This is a genomic window from Candidatus Omnitrophota bacterium, assembly GCA_018894435.1.
Classification (GTDB): Bacteria; Omnitrophota; Gorgyraeia; order JAHIPI01; family JAHIPI01; genus JAHIPI01.
In genome coordinates this window covers 1-16217 of record JAHIPI010000075.1, presented here as the reverse complement: position 1 = coordinate 16217, position 16217 = coordinate 1, and the positions used below count along the sequence as shown (strand labels likewise).

Sequence of the window (16217 nt, the reverse complement as noted above, 5' to 3'; positions counted from 1 at the left end):
ACGCTACCGCCTCTTCTTTACCCCGTTAGAAGTCCGCACCGAAGGTGCGGCAGGCGCCTTCGGCACCTTACTTCTAACGGGGTTTATCTTCTTAGGCGCATCGGGCGAAATAGAAAGATAACCGAGGGTATTGGTCGCTATTTCTGAAAATACAGGTGCCGCAACGGTCCCGCCGTAATAATAAGGGCTCGGCTCGACAAACACTACGGCGATCGCGAGTTTCGGGTTTTCCGCGGGCGCAAATCCGATAAATACCGAATTGAATTTACTGTGAGAATAACTTCCGTCCGCTTCAATCCTCTGCCCCGTTCCGGTCTTGCCGGCTGCCGAATACCCTAAAACAGCGGCCCTTTTGCCGGTACCGGTATCTACGACCATTTTAAGGATCTCCTTCACCTTGTCGCAGGTATCAATTGATATTACACGCCTTATTGCTTTCGGCTTAAACTTTTTTATAAGCGCGCCTTTATCGTCTATTACCCTGTCCACTATACGCGGTTGTAACAGCACGCCGCCGTTCGCTATGGCAGATATAGCCGCTGCCAGCTGGATTGCCGTCACGCCGACCTCCTGGCCAATGGGTATGGCGACCATGGAGGTCTTTGACCAAGCCGATGTCGGGCGCAAAATTCCCGTCACCTCTCCGGGCAGATTTATACCGGTCTTATTATTGAATCCGAAAAGCTTTATGTATTTATATAGCCTGTCCGGGCCGAGCCTTTGGGCGGCTTTGACGATCCCTATGTTGCTGGACACTTCTATTACATTTTTGAATTTTATGAGGCCGTATGGATGAGCGTCGTGAAGTATCTTTCCGGCTATTCTGTATTCACCGTTTTCGCAGAAAAATTCGTCATCAAGCCCGACGACCTTTTCAGAAAGAACGGCGCTCGCAGTAATAACCTTGAACGAGCTTCCCGGCTCAAATAGGTCGGTCACTGCCCTGTCCCGCCTCTCGTCCGGAGTCGAATCTACAAAATTATTCGGGTTGTAAGTAGGGTAGTTCGATAACGCAAGTATGTCGCCCGTATAAGGATTCATTACAACTACGCTTGCGGATTTGGCGTGGTGCTTCAGAATGGCCGACATCATGGCCTTCTCGGCTATATGCTGTATCGCCTCATCAATCGTAAGTACGAGATTATAACCGTTCCTGGCGGGCAGGAAACCTTCATCCGACGAGCTCACTTGGCGGCGTTTTGCATCCACCACCACGCGCCTATAGCCCGAAACTCCGCGAAGCTCCTTATCATAGTACATTTCAAGGCCTTCTAAGCCCCTATTGTCTATATCCGCAAAACCTAGCACATGCGCGAGAAGGCAATTATTCGGGTAACTCCTTTCGCTCTCGGCGACAAAATCTACACCCTTAAGCGCGCGCTCTTTTATCTTTCGGGCCTTTTCGTCAGAAACCTTTCTGTCTATCCATACAAATAGTTTGTCTTTGGACAGCTTTTCCAATACCTCGGCCTTGCTTATGCCGAGGATAGAAGCCAGCATATCCGCGGTCTTTTCTTTTTGGGTAATACAGCGAGGGATGGCGTAGACAGAATATTTCGGGACATTCATCGCGAGTTTTTCCATATTCCTATCTAGGATAACCCCGCGCTTAGGAGGCAGATTAATAACGACATTGCGGCTCGCTTCGGCGATCTCTTTGTATCGGGAATGGCTCAGTACCTGCAGATATATAAGTCGGAGGATAAGAAAAGCAAAAAAGAATACAAAAAATGAAAAGATTAAGAAATACCGCCCCTTGGCGGCTTTCTTGTATCGGTAGTTAGATCTCCGGTTCATTAAAAAAACTTAGCCTGTTGGTAGGAACTGCTATTTTTCAACCGTCTTAGCTTCAGCCTTGACGGTGATAAAGTTCATAAACTTATCGACGAAATTTGCGCGCTTTTGGGTATTTTTAGCAAATTTATACGCGCGGTCTCTTTCTGATCGTTTAACTACGACCCACGTTTTCGGTACACCGCATTTTATGCCGCTAGCCTGTAATTTTGCTTCCAGATATGCCGGCGACTCAAGAGCATTCATATTATACCTTAACTTTGCGTGCCGGTCAAGTAGCTGTGATAATATACGCTCTCGCTTTTTTATCGTATAATTGGCCTCAACAATCAAAAATTGCTGATGGACATAGCATACCCCTAAGAATGTTATCATTGTTAAAATTGCGAAATACCTTTTAAGACTCATAACTTTTACCCGCCTCTATGTTCTTTCCGCTACCCTCAGCTTTGCGCTGCGGGCTCGCGGATTATTTATTATCTCCTCTTCGCTCGGCTGAACCGGTTTTTTCGTAATTATCTTGAAAATCTCAAGCTTCTCAAGTTCTTTAAAAGCGTTCTTTACGGTTCTGTCTTCTATCGAGTGGAATGAGATGACGCACAACCTGGCTTTTTTCTTCAGAAACGGGATAATTTTCGACAATCCCGTTTCGAAATTCTGTAATTCATCATTAACGGCTATTCTTAAAGCCATGAAGACCTTTGTCGCCGGATGTATCCGCCTAAACCTGTATTTATAAGGAAAGGCTTTTTCTACTATTTCGGCAAGCTGCCCGGTCGTAGCTATTTTTTCTCTTTCCCTTGCCCTTATTATCCTTTCCACTATCCGCCCGGCAAAATATTCATCGCCGTATTTCTTAAAAAGGTCTATTAATTCATATTTCGAGTATCTATTTATGATATCTGAGGCTTTGAGAGGTTCTCGTTTATCCATTCTCATGTCAAGGGGGCCGTCAGATTTTATACTGAAACCTCTTTCGGCGCTTATGAGCTGAAACGACGAAACACCTAGGTCAAAAAGCGCCCCGTCTAATTCTTCGACCCCTGCCGCCCTCAGAACAAAATCTAGATCTTTATAATTAGAGTGGAATAGTTTAAAGCCTCCCGCTGTTTTGCCCAGGATCTCTTTTGCCTCGTTCAGGACGTCCTCATCCCTATCAATCCCTATGAGATGCCCCGTATCCCCTATTTTTTCCAGCACCTCTTTTGCATGGCCGCCCATCCCGACCGTACAGTCAAGTATTACCATGCCTTTTTTAAGGTTCAAATAACCTATTGTTTCTTCCAGAAGTACCGGGATGTGCGTCATTTTAGTATTCATAAAAAACTAAAAGCCGATTAGCGGTTTTTTATCTTGTCGATAGAAAAGCTATGCCACGTATACTGCGTAAGGCCTATTTTCTCAGGGTCTCTGTTTAAGGCGCGCAGCCTTTTCAATCGCTCCACCAAAGTATCGTATTGTAACAATTCTTTAAATTCATTTTTGCTGTTGCTTGCGGCGCTTCTAATCATTGGAACCACCTCCCTTTAAACTCCTCATTTTTCTATAGGATCTATAATGTCTTATTCGCTAAGCAGGTTTTCGGAGATCTTCTCGAAGGAACCCTTTTCGCTATTATAGAATTCGTCCCACTTCTTCACGTCCCATACCTCTATCCTGTTTGAGACGCCTATGATCATGACTTCACTCCTTATCCCCGCGAAATCTTTTAGATACTTAGGTATTAACATCCTGCCCTGCTTATCAAACTCTATCTCAATGGCCCCGGAAAAATACAGCCGGTTAAATTTTCGTGATTGCGATTTAGTAAAGGGCATCACTTTAAACTTGGCTTCCTGCGCTTTCCATTCGTCTTCCGCGAACATAAAAAGGCAATTATCCAGCCCGCGCGTAAGGAAGAATTTTTCTATGTAATGCGCCTTCGCTGCCTCGCGGAATTTTGCGGGAAGGATCAGCCTTCCTTTTTTGTCCAAAACGTGCAAATATTCGCCGTAAAACATTTACCACTTTCCTCCACTTTAAGCCACTTTACAGTAAGTATACATCAGGGATACCTGCTTGTCAAGTGGTTTGAAAAACTTTTTAAACTATTTTTAAGAAGTTGATACTAAAGAAGTTAAAAAAAATACAAGTAATAGACATTTTGGGGTATGAAACGCTACATATAGTGGCGGGAAAAATCGCGGGAAAATTGAATTTTTTTACTTTTTTCCTACCTCATCTTTTTCTATTCTTTCAAGCAGCAGATTTACGCTATCTACCATCGGTTTAAGCTCATCGTCCTTTCGCAGCTTAAGGCGCCTCGACATCAGATTGCCGGCTATGATCGTCTCCAATTCTCTTTCAAGCCGTTCTATAGGGCCCGCAAGTTTTCGGGACAAAAATATACCTACCGATATTAATATGACAAATAATATCGGTATTGATACTAATAGGAATATATTGAGCTTCGCTACTACGGGGGATAACTGCTCCGAGACGGCTTCCGGTATCCCTATTTGCTGGGCCAAAAGATAAAATATCAGATAATACAAACACCCGCCCACGGCCAAGGTGGGTAAAATGAGCGATAAAACAAGTAAACGTAAGTAATGCGATTCCAACCTATTTTGTACCAAATAAAATTTCCGCATAAGTCACCCTCCTTAAATAGATTATCTTTTGTAAAAAATTTTTATATCGTCGAAAAATGCCTCTGCCTCAGTTTTAGTGCTGTCCGAATCGCACATAAACGCAAGCGCGCCTATTATTAATTTTGGCTTTTCTGAAAATGCCTCAAGGTAATCTTTGTATATATCTCTCTCCTCCGAAGCCCATTCTGCGGCTTCTCCTTGTTTTAGGACTACTATCTTTATATTGTTGGAGTATGGGCTTCGTCCTATTGTCCCCGCGGGAAGGTCTTTTGCCCATACATATTCCAGAACTTTCGAATTAGCGAAAAATAGCGCGGGAAATATTATATAGACTCTGGCCGCGAAATCGTCCTTGGCCTTGTCTGACAGGTCGTCTTTCGACGTGCCGCCGGGAAAACCCGTAACACGCCACTTCCAGGAAAGAAAAGGATGCCTCGCGGCATCTAATTTTACTTCGTAGTACATCGCGGAACAAGAACCTTTGCTTACGGCGTGAACATAGGAGGAGCCCTCAAATGATTCGATGGTATACTTTACGTGCCCCTTAAGGACCTTCTCGCTCCACTCTTTCAGGGAATCATTATTGTCGAAAGGGAAAAATTTAATAAGCGCGGTTTCTTTTTTGGCAGGGAATATCTTATTGATGATAACGAGTATTCCATATGTTCTGTCGAGATAAAATAGCGCAATCAAAGATAATACTACGATTACTAAAATTACGGATCTCGCTTTATTCATAAATTACATCTTTGTTTCGGAGCGCAGTATATTCAATTTCAGCTTCTTGACATACTCATCCACAAGCTCTCTGTCGCTTTTTGTTATCCACGCGAAAGACATTGCGATCGCAAAAGTTTTCTTTCTGTCCGACTCGCATCGCAAAACCCTGCCTATGGCGGTAATATATTTGCTCACCGTAGGTATTTTTACATGTACTTCTATGAGGGCCCCTGGTTTGATTTCTTCTGAAGTAATAAATTTTAGCCCGGCGCCGCTTATATCCTTGGCATACGCGTCCTCTATAATATCGCCGATGGGCTTCAAATCATTTGAGAGTTTGATATAATTTACGGCGTAGTCAGCTTCCAGGCGTATATATGTACGGCGCTCGGGACCTTTATAGCCATTGGGTTTCATATATTATCCTTTTTTGGAATTACTTTCTGCCATCAAGTTTATTTACTAATTTATCGTAATCGTCCAGCCGTATCCTGCCCTTAAGTTCGTTCTTTATATAAGGTATGAACTGCCGGTTTGCCAGTTCCGAGATAGTATCTATAATCTTGGAGATTAGAGCGGGTTCCTTTTCTTTCTGAAGTATATTTATAAGAGCCTTTACTATGGTATCGCCATCACGCATTTTCTTTATTGCTTCCAGCGCTGTCTTCCTCACTTCCTTGTCTGGATAAACGGCTGCTTGTTCCATGTAGGGCAGGTACCGTATATCATTTATATGCCCGAATACTTCCGCCGCGTTTTGTGCCGCAAGCGGCTTTTTTTCGCTAAGAAGGCTGGCCATTTTCGTAATCGCATCGTCTCCCATTTTTTTTAATATTACCGCTACATTCTGCTTCTTCACATATACGTCGAACGGATCCCACTTCATCTCGTCCCTCTTTGCCAACACGCCAATAAGTGACGGCATGATTTCATCTTTAAAAGCGGACAGGATTTCTGTTATGGCTGCGTAATCTTTACCCGCTTTGCTCTTAAGCGAGAGGAGCAATATATTCATATTCTCTATGGACAACGCCCGGCTTAATGCGGCATTAACATATCTTTTGAATTCGGCTGAACGCTTCGGAGATGCCGCCTCTTCCCTTAGTAGTGCGAACGGCCGAACCAATAAAGGCGGCCTCTGTTTTTGTATAAGGATACTTATAATACTTTCAAAGCTCTTCAGGATCCCGGCATATACTTTAGAATTATCCTCAACTTTTAAGCGGGCGGCGAGAGTAGCGCTTATACCGGAGGCGATATCGAAAAATTCCTTTTCCAGCAGAACATCCGATATCTTGCCCAATCCTTCCGCTGTGGAATTTCTTACTGCCGGTGAATCTGAACCGAGTTTCTCCGTGAGGCTGTTTATCAGGTCCGTTATGGTTTTTTTATCGTTTTTTATCGCGAGCGCTTCGGTTAGGGGCCGCAGGTTATTTATATATTTGCTGTCCAGTGCTTCGGACTTACCGGTATCCATAAACTCTTTTGCCAGTTTTTCAAAAAACGGATCTGTAGGCGCAATCTCAAGGGCTTTAGTAATCGCCTCTTTATCTATACCCGCCTTTTTGAAAAGATCCGCTATCTTGTCGCAGGGAACTTTATGCTGGCTCTGGCTCTTCATAATAACGGTCAAAAAACGTCTGAGGTCTTCCGGCGGTAATTTCGAATCGCGATAACCCTCTTTGAGCACCTTTACTGTCGTTTCATCGTCAAGAGAAGACAATATATCGTAAATAAAATTACTCCCTTCTGATTCGTAAGCACCGCCTTCTTCTATTATCTTTGTCCGCAAACCGGGTTTCATAGATAGAAATACATCCGCCAAACTCTTTTTTTCCCTGTCCCACGCTGCCTTGTCTTTTGTCGAAAGCTCGGCACTGGCCATATTTAAGCTCTCCATTATGAGGAGCATCTTATCTTTTTCGCCGATAGCCTCGCCTGATATATCCGTTATGGCACCGGATATGGAGTGAACTGCTTTTTGGCTCAATTCTATGCCGCCTTCGTTGATTGAGAGTAATTCTTTAAGTACGGGATTCTCAAGGATAGATTTAGCAAGCGCTCCGTCTTTCATGCCCCGCATGCGCCTGTAATCCGATGCCTTGCGGTATTTGACCTCATCTATCTTGATATGGCTTATACCGTTTTCCGTTAACATTTTTACGAAAGCGCCGGGCTTATCTATGTCTTCCTTTTTTATAAAAATGGTAAGGAGCGATTCCAGCTCTTCCTTCGGCATTCCTTTTTTAAACGTTATGCTGCTTATACCGTAATCCGCAAAAAGTGCCGCCAGTGCGCGAGCAAGCATTATGTTGAGCCTCTTTCTGCTTACAACTTCGCCGTTGACCAGAACATCCTCTCCGGAAACGGTTATCGTGAGAGTGGGGTCGTTATCCAGAATGGCCCTTATTTCGCTATATAGGTTTTCTATGGAATCTACGCATGTCTTATTGTCAAGAGGATAGAGATTAGAATTAAGCCATGCCGCGCGTAAAAGTATGACAATATTAGGGGCTATCTTGACGCTTTTCTCGCTAAGCGGTTTTTCGGCGATCTCTTCGGCGCTTGGCATCATCTCCGCAGTGCCTGCGGGAAATGCCTCTTCGCCGGCCTCTTCCATGTGGTATTTCACCTCGCCATATGCCTTATTCATTTCGGACTTATGGTACTCTTTTATCAGTTCGGCGATCCTTTTGTGCGTCTCCTGTAATTCCGACTTCTTAATAGAGTTATATATACTTTCTCTAATAGCATTGTTTACAAAAGAAACTGCGCCGCTCGCGTCTCGGCCGCTATGCCCTAAAATACCTTCTTCCTTCAACTTGTCCAGCATATCGATTAGTTCGCCCTCATTTTTGCCGTAAAGCGATTTTAAAATATCTATATTAAAATCGCTGCCCATGACCGCTGCTTTTTTAAGCAGGTCTTTTGCGTCATTGTCTAATTCTGAAATGAAGCTGTTTAGCAATTCATTCATCGACTCCGGCATCTTACCGAGGGATTTTTCGTCAAACACCCACTTGCCCATTTTTGGATAAATTATTTTCTTCTTCAGCATAAACTTGATTATCTCTTCTATGGCTCGGGGCGAGCCGCTCGTCAGGGCGTAGATCTTTCTTTTCGTGTCCGGGGGTATCAGAAGACCTGAAAAAACAGTTTCCAATAATTCCGATACTGAATTTTCCGAAAGAGGGCCGAGTTCTATGGTTTCCGGTTGCGGCAAATCATCTCTATGGGCGGCAAACTGCAGAAAAGGCGTATCAATAAACGCGGTATCGCCGGCAGGCAATGTCGCTGCCACTACAACACTATTAAAGGAGCGGTGCTTTAACACCCTCTCTATTATTTTCGAGCTTCCGTTATCGATCCAAGCGATATCATCGATCAGGAATAAAAGCTTATCAGTTTTCTCCTTTACGCTAATATCAACAATAGCGTTAAATATCTCTGCTTCCGCTCGTTTGGGATCTTTTATTTCGAAATAGCCCAGAAAATCATTCAGCGCTGAAACTATAGCGCCGAATTCCTGATACATCTCTTCCCTGCTGCATCTTAACAAAAGCCCTTTCGGGCTGATCCTTTCCGGGCCAAATACCTCAAGCATAAGGCGCGTCTTGCCAATACCGTCTCGGCCGCGTATTATGGCATATTTTCTAGCGCCCTCGGCGGCACTGTCATAAATCTTTTTCAAAGCCTCTCTTTCTTTCTCCCTTCCTATCATCTTTTTGCATGGCAAGGCATTTTGGACCATATCGCGGTCTTTTGCCTCTGCGGCAATATCCTTCGCGGTGGCAAGCCTATTCTTCCCCAATCTCTTTGCGGTATACAGGGCCTGGTCTGCTTTGTCTATGAGATTTTCTGCTGTGTCGGCATCTTCGGGATAGGTGGCTACGCCTACGCTGAAGGAGATATTGAAAAGTTTCTTGCCGCTTTTCAATTCTAATTTGTGCGCCGATATTGCGGCTAAAAGGTTAGTACCCAGCAAAACGGCTTCTCTAAGAGGCTTTCCGGAAAGCAGGACCATAAACTCGTCGCCGGCGTACCTTATAAATATGCCTTCCCGGCCTATTTCTTTCTTGAGGATATTGGATATTTCTATGAGGACTTTGTCGCCGTTTAAATGGCCGTAAGTATCATTAATGGCCTTAAAATCATCAAAGTCTATCATGAAAAGCGACAAAGCACTCTTTTTATCTTTGATCTTGGCAAGTTCTTTGGGAAGCGTAAGGCTGAGATAGCGGCGGTTATACAGGCCAGTGAGATCGTCCAGATAAGCAAGTTCAGCATCGCTTATCTTATCGTCTCTTTTTTGCGGGCGACTGGGATTATCCGGCATCAAAAACTCCTTGCCTTTATCCGCCGAAATTCTTTTTTATGAAGGGCGCCGTTTCGCGAAGCGCTCTTCTCAATTTACTTTTTTCTCTTTTTTGGTCCGTTGCGATAACAAATGCGATCGCATGAGTCTTTGAATGCGCAAGGCTCAAAAGTATATCAAGGTTCTTTGTTTCGCTGAATTTTTTTAAATTAATATGTATCCTTGGCGCGCCGCTTTTTTCTTTGCGCACTTCTATATCGCGGTAATAGGGCCTCGCTATACCGCTAAGCGCTTTTATCACCGCTTCCTTTGCCGCAAATCTTACGGCAAAACGATGATAGGGCTCGCGGCAAGACACGCAATATTTTATCTCCGCAGGAGTAAATACGCGTTTATAAAAAAATTCGCTCTTCGCGTATGGCAGACGCCTGAATCTTGCTATATTTTCGCAATCAACACCGATTTTAAACATTTAAATCACACTACCCGTATCGAAACGGCATAAAAATAAAGGGGCCCGGACAAGTAAATCTGTAAGCCGAGTTCTGTAAATGAGGCCATAATCCGACCTCATTTGGCAACCATTTATCTTGTCCTGCCATTGCTGGCAGGATCTAGCGACCTTACCCGTCCTGACGCCGATAAATTGCGGCAGAAGCGAGCAGCTACTAAATCAGGACCTATTTGGTCTTGCTCCGCGTAGAGATTGCCCGTTTCACCCCCCGACGATCCGTCGGGGACTCGTCTCTGTTGCTCTCCCCGCATGCGTCTTGCGACTCTGCGGGGTCCCCGCCAACGGCGGGGTTATCCTAACCTTACGGCCGACGGGTGTTACCCGCTACGCTGCTCTTTGGAGCCCGGACTTTCCTCTCCCCCCGACGATACGTCGGGGGGGGCGGTTGCCCGATTTACTTACCAGGGCCCTTAACTATATGATTATTTTACTTGCCGCGCCAAGGCCTGAAAGATTTATGGCCTTGTTGGCAAGTTTATCTGCTTCTTTATTATTCTCTCTGTCTATCTTTACTATTTTCACGCTGTCAAAACTGTTTATGAGCCGAATAGCCTTCTCGAAAAGCACCTTCATGTTTTCGTCTCTTACCCTGTACTCACCCTTTAGCTGCTGAGACACCAGCTCGCTGTCCATATGAAGCACGGCATTCTTATATCCGAGCGCGATTGCTTCCTCTAGACCTAAAATGGCGGCGCTATATTCGGCCACATTATTAGTCGCTTCTCCGAGATATTTATGGATCTCTCTCACCGTCTTTTTAGTGTCTTTAAGGATAATACCCGCGCCCGCGGGGCCGGGATTTCCTCTGGCCGCGCCGTCTATATATATGGATATCTCTAAACTCTTTTTTTTCATTTTAATCTTCGGTAAAAAGCATCCTTGCGCAGCGTTCGCAGTAGATTATCTTTTCTTTTAACCTTATTTCGTTTATTACCTGTGGAGGCAGATGCACAAAGCAACCGCCGCAATTTTCGCCTTTTACCACGACTAGCGCCATGCCGTCTTTTCCGTGCAATATGCGTTCGTAGCGCCTGAGCGTCTCTTTGTCTATCATCGGAAGTACGCGCTTACGCTTCTCCTCAAATTCTGCCAGCTTTACGCCTATCTCTTTACGCGTATTTTCCAGCTTGACCTTCTCGCCGTCTATCCTCTTTTTTTCCTCAAAAAGCGCCTTTTTGGTTTCGGCGACTTCTTTCTCCGCCGCCTCTACCTTGTCAAATATGCCGAGGATCTCCTCTTCCAGTAATGACTTATCGGCTTTTAAACCGGCTATCTCTTTTTCCAGCGCGTTATATTCGTTGTTTGTCTTCACCTGATAAAGCTGCCCCTGAAGTTTCTTAATGCCGTTCTCTTTCGTCTCCAGGTCTATCTCTTTTTCTTTACGCTTGAGCTGGCATGCCTTAAGTTCTTCGTCTTTTTTCTTTGTCTGGGCTGAGGCAGTTTCCATCTCCAGTTCGAGACCTTTTATAGTCGTCGGGACCTCTTGAAGCTGTCTTCTGCAATCATAAATCTCTTTGTCAATCGCCTGTAATTCTACTAGATTATTTAAAAGTTCCGCTATTGCCATGTTTCCTTATGGTTTGGATCTAGTGACAAACGTTGCGATGGCCCTTCGACTCGCTATGACGCTCCTTCTCGTCGCGTCATTACGCTCGCTCAGGACCAAGTTTCGCTTCGCGAAACTTGGTGGGCGGTAGTGGGCTCGAACCACCGACCTTGTGCATGTGAGGCACACGCTCTAACCAGCTGAGCTAACCGCCCATTTGAATTGCACTAACCAGCTGCCCCGCATGCACTTCGTTCTGCGGGACCCCGAAAAAGGCGGGGCCGCCGAACACGCTAGTGTGTAGGCGGGAAGCTAACCGCCCAGAAAAACAGTTTTAAGTCTTAAGTCGTAAGTCTTAAGTCTTAAGTTTGACCTTGCGACTTAAAACTTACGACTTACGACTGCATTTCTGGTGGGCCGGACTTGACGGTTTTCGAACCACAGACTGTCAAGAAGTAACCCTGCTTATAAAGTTATATAAACACCGCAAAAAGGGCGTTTTGCTATCCCTATGCGAGCCCTTTTCCAAAAACGCACCTCAAAAAGAGTTATTTAACATCTTTTAAGGCGCGTTCTATTTGTTTCTTCAGAAGGGGCAACTTATTTTCAATAATATCCCAAAGTACTTCCAGGTCTATACCAAAATATTCGTGCACTAAAATATCCCTTAGCCCTGCGATTTTCTTCCATTCGATGTCCGGATATTTCTCTTTGACGCTCGCAGGGATGCTTTTCGCCGCTTCGCCTATAATTTCCAGATTACGCACCACGGCATCAACGGTTAGGCTGTCTTTTTTCAACTTTTCAAGGTTAAAGCCTCTGACATACTTTTCTATTTTTTTAGCTGCTTCCGAAATATCGTCCAGGTAAAGCTTATAATCACGCATATTCAACCTCCGAAAGCACCCTATCCTTAATCCTTGCTTTCAAGGCATCTTTAATGACCAAGTCGACTTTCCGATGAAATAGCTTCTCTAGATAGAACTTGAGTTCCATATAATTATCAAACGTTTTATCGCCGCGATTGAACTCAACAAGTATGTCAATATCACTTTTGGCATTCTGGCGCAATTGCGCAAAAGAACCGAATAGGCCGACTCTTTTAACCCCATAAGCCTTTAGATCGCCGGAATGTTCTTGTATTGTTTTTAATATTTTATTTTTGGGTGACATATTTATCCCTCATTATTAGTGTTCATAGAACGTGAACTATCTGTTCACGTTCTATGAACTACGCCTTTTGTTGGCCCCTTCGCAGCTATCCGCCCTTGGCGGACTTAACGCTGCTACGGGACCAAATTTTGCTTCACAAAATTTGGTGGGCCAGCTTTGACGGTTTTCGAACCACAGACCGCCAAGAAGTGACCCTCCTTATAAAGCTATATAAACACCGTAAAAAGGGCATTTTACTATCCCTAGGCGAACCCTTCCCCGATCAAAACACCCCAAAACCGCGCCCTCAAGTCGCCAAGGCCCTAGCTTGCCTTAAATAAGGCTAAGCTAACTACCTACTAAAGGGTAAAGTATATGCCAAACCACATTGTTAGTCAAGCAAATTTATGGCACGTTTGGCATGTTTGTGACCCCTTTATGTCCCCTTGGTGTCCCCTTTGCCCCCTTTATGACTCTATCGGCTAATCGCGCAGTAATCGCGCAAATTGCGCAGTGACCGCACACTAACCGTGCTTCGTTCCAACAGCTAAAGCCCAATAAAAATATGCCTCCGGAATAATTGTCTTGAGTTTTTCAAGAATCTTGTATTTTTCAGGAAGCATCAATCCCTGAGTCAAAGACATATCAACCTTCTTTATAAGCTGCTGGTTTTCTCTTTCCTTGAGCACCCTCGCCGTATACGCAATTCTTGCAAAGGCAATCTTAAGATCCTGCGGGTTTATTTTCTGCCGTAAATGATTGCCGACCTTATTTAGTCCGTCGTTAATTAGCGCTATCTCAGGAAAAGAATTATCTGCGCCTTTAAGCAAGGACTGTGAATATTTAAACGCAAGATCCGTCACATCATCCAGAATCTCATCGACAGAATAATCTGTCTTACGAAAACCGTTCTCCTGCTCTGCGGTTTTTAAGAAACTCTGTCTTATGTCCGCGACATCGCTGGCGACCTTAAAAAGCTCGCCTAAATCAATAACCTGCTTTAAAACCTCCATTGCCCGTTTTTTGTTTAAAGGAATGCCCGTCGTCTTAGGCGAGACAGCTGTTATTTTGTCGCCCACTAATCCTTCCGGCGTCGGTACCCGGACAGCCACATCCGAATCAGAAAAAACCATCGGGATTTTTGATATGTCTTTCTCGACTAGCTTCTTATAAGGATGCTCCGTAAAAACAACGTCTAAGAGCACGTATTGCGGAATTTTTGAGAATTGCGACGCGAAATGAAATTTATAATGCGCTTTAGGAATCTTACTGTGACGCGTATCCTCTTTTACGGCGTCGAACCATTTCGACGCCGACACTAACCTGCCAAGCGCGTCTTTTAATCCTGCCTCTTCCTTTACCGGCAAAAGGATATCGATGTCTATGGACAGCCTGACTGGCGGGAAGATATGCAGCAGGATAGCTGTGCCGCCTTTAAATATCAATCCAGGATAGACGCGGAGCAATTCGCTTAACAGGTTAAACGCGTAAACGGATTTCTCAAAGATACCAGGATCTTTAAAACCCAGCTCTTTTCTGAGAGATTCCATCCGGTTGAGATCAGGTATTTGCTTTGCCATGAGTGCCTTTGTTATATGTTACTTTACCTGCATATTTTAGATATGCGCCGAAAGTAACCTTATTAAGCCCAATATTATCAATGAGTTGAGAAAGCATGCCTTGAAAGTATCTCCGAGTTTTGGCATAGGCAATTAGGGAAATGACATTGACCCTAAAGAGCTCATCAATACTACGCCACAACTCCCAGTAATCGCCATCTGGCATGGTTGAGTACTTGTCTTTGATCACGAAAAGGTCAACAAGCATCTTTTCAAGACTGGGCATATGCTCCTTCCGGGGTGAGCCCTTAATCAACATCCTAACAATGATGGGGTCGCGGATAATATCAAAACCTTTGGGCGCCACCCGGCTTGCCTTTTCAATCATTACGAAACGGTAATTGCGCGATATACTGTCAGCGACAGGACGCATCGCATCTGCCTCTACCTCGACAAAAGTAATATTGTGCGTTTGCTGGTGATGATAATAAGGCTGAAAATAGAGAGTGTTCCATATAAGGAAATCGAGTTCGGGGAATTGTTTTTTCAAAAGCTGCCGAATCTCGATTACACGGCTCTTTTCTTGCGGGTGGAATTCTTGCGTAACAGAGCTATATACTCCTCTGCCCGCAGAAAAGACAGTGCCTTCGTTCTTTAAGGTATATAGATAGTTCTTTGCCACTTGCTTGCTGAGGCCTGTTTCCTTTATGACCCCGGCAAGATTAAAGTAGCGTTGTTTCTTTATATATTCCCTGACTAATCCTTTTTTATTCAAGACGCATCTCCTTAAGATAATCAGCTCCAGCCACTTTTTACTAAAAAGTGGCTCAAATTGATTTTATCCGCTCGATAAACCCCTATTTCCCTTCCCTTTGATTCTTTTGAACACCGCTGATAAATATTTTGTATTTTTTCATCATCAACATACCTCGGCACTAATGCGCCGTAGCAGTAAGATAATCTTTGAGCTCAGTCATACCCATTACATTGTCTGATATTGTACCATATTGTACCACATTAAATAAACACTTCCTGTATATGGCTTCGCTGCTGCGATTGGAAAGCATATGGCAAATTTATTTTACAAAGCTAAAAAGTTTAATCTCGTCATTATCCACATTCCTTAATCTTAGCGTAAACTCCTCCCCATCTTTCATCCGGTCTACAAAAATCACGCCGTTAAGAAGCCCGTTTGGCTGAACTCTATCATCTTTAATTTCTTTATACATATAATCGTCTTGCATTTTTTCGTTAGCCTGTGCCGAGCCAACCCCATCTACCACTGCCGGAATTAAGAACGGCCATATAAATAAACCTATCACTCCGTAAGTCGTAGCCCGTCCGACCGTGCTAAAACCACATTGTTTTGCCACTTCTTCTGCTGGCATACTTTGCTTATTAAGCATGCTCTTCTTAAATTCATAAGAGGATTTCGTTCTATTATCAATAGCGATATATACAGGTTGGGAAACTTCATAAACCTTTCCAACGCCAAATATCTTTTTTGTCTCACGTGCATCGAAAAATTTAACTGCGACCTTGAGTCCTTCTTGATCCTGAAAATTGCTAAAACTCGTAACATCGCTTGAGGGCAATCTCGCTGCTCTATATGTAGCGCATCCACTAACCACAAAACACAATAATACGATCCAAGCTAATCTTCTCATAACCACCCCCTATTTCAAAACATTCCTTTTCGACACCTATTGCCCATATGTACTATTTTTGTCTTACCTTCCCTCCCCGACTCTTTTTTTAGCTTCGTCATAGAGTTCCTGCAAGCTTAAATTTTCGCTGTCGGGCTCCTGCGCTATTTTAGCCATTTTAGGCCTATATTTTTCAAAATCTTTGTGGGTTTCTGCGAATTCCTCTACTTCTTTTTTAATCTCTTGATCTATGAACCAATCTTGTTCCGGATCTTTGACTTCCCTAATCCTCGGTTTCCAGAGCAGCCATTTTCCGCTTATCTGGCGGACATCCCAAT

At 44.1% G+C, this 16217-nt stretch carries 18 protein-coding genes, 1 tRNA gene and 1 other RNA gene; all 20 read right to left on the bottom strand.

Features of this window, described 5'->3' with window-relative positions; translation table 11 throughout:
- Positions 1–3 precede the first annotated feature (3 nt).
- Entirely contained in the window at positions 4–1797 is a 1794-nt protein-coding gene (locus KKI13_06120; GenBank protein MBU4488621.1) for a penicillin-binding protein 2, read from the bottom strand.
- A 30-nt stretch (positions 1798–1827) separates the two neighbouring features.
- Positions 1828–2202: a hypothetical protein gene (locus KKI13_06115; protein ID MBU4488620.1), complete on the bottom strand. Its 375-nt coding sequence runs from the start codon at positions 2200–2202 to the stop codon at positions 1828–1830.
- A 15-nt stretch (positions 2203–2217) separates the two neighbouring features.
- On the bottom strand, positions 2218–3114 hold the full coding sequence (gene rsmH / locus KKI13_06110) for a 16S rRNA (cytosine(1402)-N(4))-methyltransferase RsmH (GenBank protein ID MBU4488619.1): 897 nt from the start codon (positions 3112–3114) through the stop codon (positions 2218–2220).
- A 17-nt stretch (positions 3115–3131) separates the two neighbouring features.
- Positions 3132–3305, bottom strand: coding sequence for a hypothetical protein (locus KKI13_06105; GenBank protein MBU4488618.1), 174 nt, complete (start codon positions 3303–3305; stop codon positions 3132–3134).
- 51 nt (positions 3306–3356) lie between these two features.
- Positions 3357–3794, bottom strand: a complete 438-nt coding sequence (mraZ, locus tag KKI13_06100) for a division/cell wall cluster transcriptional repressor MraZ (protein ID MBU4488617.1) — start codon at positions 3792–3794, stop codon at positions 3357–3359.
- 201 nt (positions 3795–3995) lie between these two features.
- On the bottom strand, positions 3996–4427 hold the full coding sequence (locus KKI13_06095; GenBank protein ID MBU4488616.1) for a hypothetical protein: 432 nt from the start codon (positions 4425–4427) through the stop codon (positions 3996–3998).
- 21 nt (positions 4428–4448) lie between these two features.
- A complete protein-coding gene (locus tag KKI13_06090) occupies positions 4449–5165 on the bottom strand; it encodes a DUF3047 domain-containing protein (GenBank protein MBU4488615.1) in 717 nt (238 codons plus the stop codon).
- Between the two features lie 3 nt (positions 5166–5168).
- Positions 5169–5564, bottom strand: a complete 396-nt coding sequence (locus tag KKI13_06085) for a PilZ domain-containing protein (protein MBU4488614.1) — start codon at positions 5562–5564, stop codon at positions 5169–5171.
- Positions 5565–5583: 19 nt separating this feature from the next.
- Positions 5584–9483: a diguanylate cyclase gene (locus tag KKI13_06080; GenBank protein MBU4488613.1), complete on the bottom strand. Its 3900-nt coding sequence runs from the start codon at positions 9481–9483 to the stop codon at positions 5584–5586.
- Positions 9484–9499: 16 nt separating this feature from the next.
- The gene (acpS, locus tag KKI13_06075; protein ID MBU4488612.1) at positions 9500–9934 is read right to left on the bottom strand and encodes a holo-ACP synthase; all 435 of its coding nucleotides are present in this window, start codon (positions 9932–9934) and stop codon (positions 9500–9502) included.
- A 46-nt stretch (positions 9935–9980) separates the two neighbouring features.
- Positions 9981–10377: RNase P RNA component class A (gene rnpB, locus KKI13_06070), an RNA gene on the bottom strand.
- A 13-nt stretch (positions 10378–10390) separates the two neighbouring features.
- A complete protein-coding gene (locus KKI13_06065; protein MBU4488611.1) occupies positions 10391–10831 on the bottom strand; it encodes a ribonuclease HI family protein in 441 nt (146 codons plus the stop codon).
- 1 nt (position 10832) lies between these two features.
- A complete protein-coding gene (locus KKI13_06060) occupies positions 10833–11543 on the bottom strand; it encodes a hypothetical protein (GenBank protein MBU4488610.1) in 711 nt (236 codons plus the stop codon).
- Positions 11544–11660: 117 nt separating this feature from the next.
- Positions 11661–11737, bottom strand: a tRNA-Val gene (locus KKI13_06055).
- Positions 11738–12070: 333 nt separating this feature from the next.
- Positions 12071–12409 (bottom strand): DUF86 domain-containing protein, encoded by a 339-nt coding sequence (locus KKI13_06050; protein MBU4488609.1) that lies wholly within the window; start codon positions 12407–12409, stop codon positions 12071–12073.
- Positions 12402–12695 carry a nucleotidyltransferase family protein gene (locus KKI13_06045; GenBank protein ID MBU4488608.1) on the bottom strand — a complete coding sequence of 98 codons (294 nt, stop codon included), beginning with the start codon at positions 12693–12695 and terminating at the stop codon, positions 12402–12404. Before KKI13_06045 ends, KKI13_06050 begins: the two co-directional genes overlap by 8 nt.
- A gap of 503 nt (positions 12696–13198) precedes the next feature.
- Positions 13199–14254, bottom strand: a complete 1056-nt coding sequence (locus KKI13_06040) for a nucleotidyl transferase AbiEii/AbiGii toxin family protein (protein MBU4488607.1) — start codon at positions 14252–14254, stop codon at positions 13199–13201.
- The gene (locus KKI13_06035) at positions 14235–15008 is read right to left on the bottom strand and encodes a hypothetical protein (protein MBU4488606.1); all 774 of its coding nucleotides are present in this window, start codon (positions 15006–15008) and stop codon (positions 14235–14237) included. Before KKI13_06035 ends, KKI13_06040 begins: the two co-directional genes overlap by 20 nt.
- A 301-nt stretch (positions 15009–15309) precedes the next feature.
- The gene (locus tag KKI13_06030; protein ID MBU4488605.1) at positions 15310–15900 is read right to left on the bottom strand and encodes a hypothetical protein; all 591 of its coding nucleotides are present in this window, start codon (positions 15898–15900) and stop codon (positions 15310–15312) included.
- 63 nt (positions 15901–15963) lie between these two features.
- Positions 15964–16217, bottom strand: a 254-nt coding sequence (locus KKI13_06025) for a hypothetical protein (GenBank protein MBU4488604.1), incomplete at its 5' end; no start/stop codon positions are given.

What these genes read in the sequence shown, in the direction of transcription:
- KKI13_06120 (MBU4488621.1), bottom strand. Translation starts at nt 1,797, where the DNA reads ATGAACCGGAGATCTAACTACCGATACAAGAAAGCCGCCAAGGGGCGG.
- KKI13_06115 (MBU4488620.1), bottom strand. Translation starts at nt 2,202, where the DNA reads ATGAGTCTTAAAAGGTATTTCGCAATTTTAACAATGATAACATTCTTA.
- rsmH (MBU4488619.1), bottom strand. Translation starts at nt 3,114, where the DNA reads ATGAATACTAAAATGACGCACATCCCGGTACTTCTGGAAGAAACAATA.
- KKI13_06105 (MBU4488618.1), bottom strand. Translation starts at nt 3,305, where the DNA reads ATGATTAGAAGCGCCGCAAGCAACAGCAAAAATGAATTTAAAGAATTG.
- mraZ (MBU4488617.1), bottom strand. Translation starts at nt 3,794, where the DNA reads ATGTTTTACGGCGAATATTTGCACGTTTTGGACAAAAAAGGAAGGCTG.
- KKI13_06095 (MBU4488616.1), bottom strand. Translation starts at nt 4,427, where the DNA reads ATGCGGAAATTTTATTTGGTACAAAATAGGTTGGAATCGCATTACTTA.
- KKI13_06090 (MBU4488615.1), bottom strand. Translation starts at nt 5,165, where the DNA reads ATGAATAAAGCGAGATCCGTAATTTTAGTAATCGTAGTATTATCTTTG.
- KKI13_06085 (MBU4488614.1), bottom strand. Translation starts at nt 5,564, where the DNA reads ATGAAACCCAATGGCTATAAAGGTCCCGAGCGCCGTACATATATACGC.
- KKI13_06080 (MBU4488613.1), bottom strand. Translation starts at nt 9,483, where the DNA reads ATGCCGGATAATCCCAGTCGCCCGCAAAAAAGAGACGATAAGATAAGC.
- acpS (MBU4488612.1), bottom strand. Translation starts at nt 9,934, where the DNA reads ATGTTTAAAATCGGTGTTGATTGCGAAAATATAGCAAGATTCAGGCGT.
- KKI13_06065 (MBU4488611.1), bottom strand. Translation starts at nt 10,831, where the DNA reads ATGAAAAAAAAGAGTTTAGAGATATCCATATATATAGACGGCGCGGCC.
- KKI13_06060 (MBU4488610.1), bottom strand. Translation starts at nt 11,543, where the DNA reads ATGGCAATAGCGGAACTTTTAAATAATCTAGTAGAATTACAGGCGATT.
- KKI13_06050 (MBU4488609.1), bottom strand. Translation starts at nt 12,409, where the DNA reads ATGCGTGATTATAAGCTTTACCTGGACGATATTTCGGAAGCAGCTAAA.
- KKI13_06045 (MBU4488608.1), bottom strand. Translation starts at nt 12,695, where the DNA reads ATGTCACCCAAAAATAAAATATTAAAAACAATACAAGAACATTCCGGC.
- KKI13_06040 (MBU4488607.1), bottom strand. Translation starts at nt 14,254, where the DNA reads ATGGCAAAGCAAATACCTGATCTCAACCGGATGGAATCTCTCAGAAAA.
- KKI13_06030 (MBU4488605.1), bottom strand. Translation starts at nt 15,900, where the DNA reads ATGAGAAGATTAGCTTGGATCGTATTATTGTGTTTTGTGGTTAGTGGA.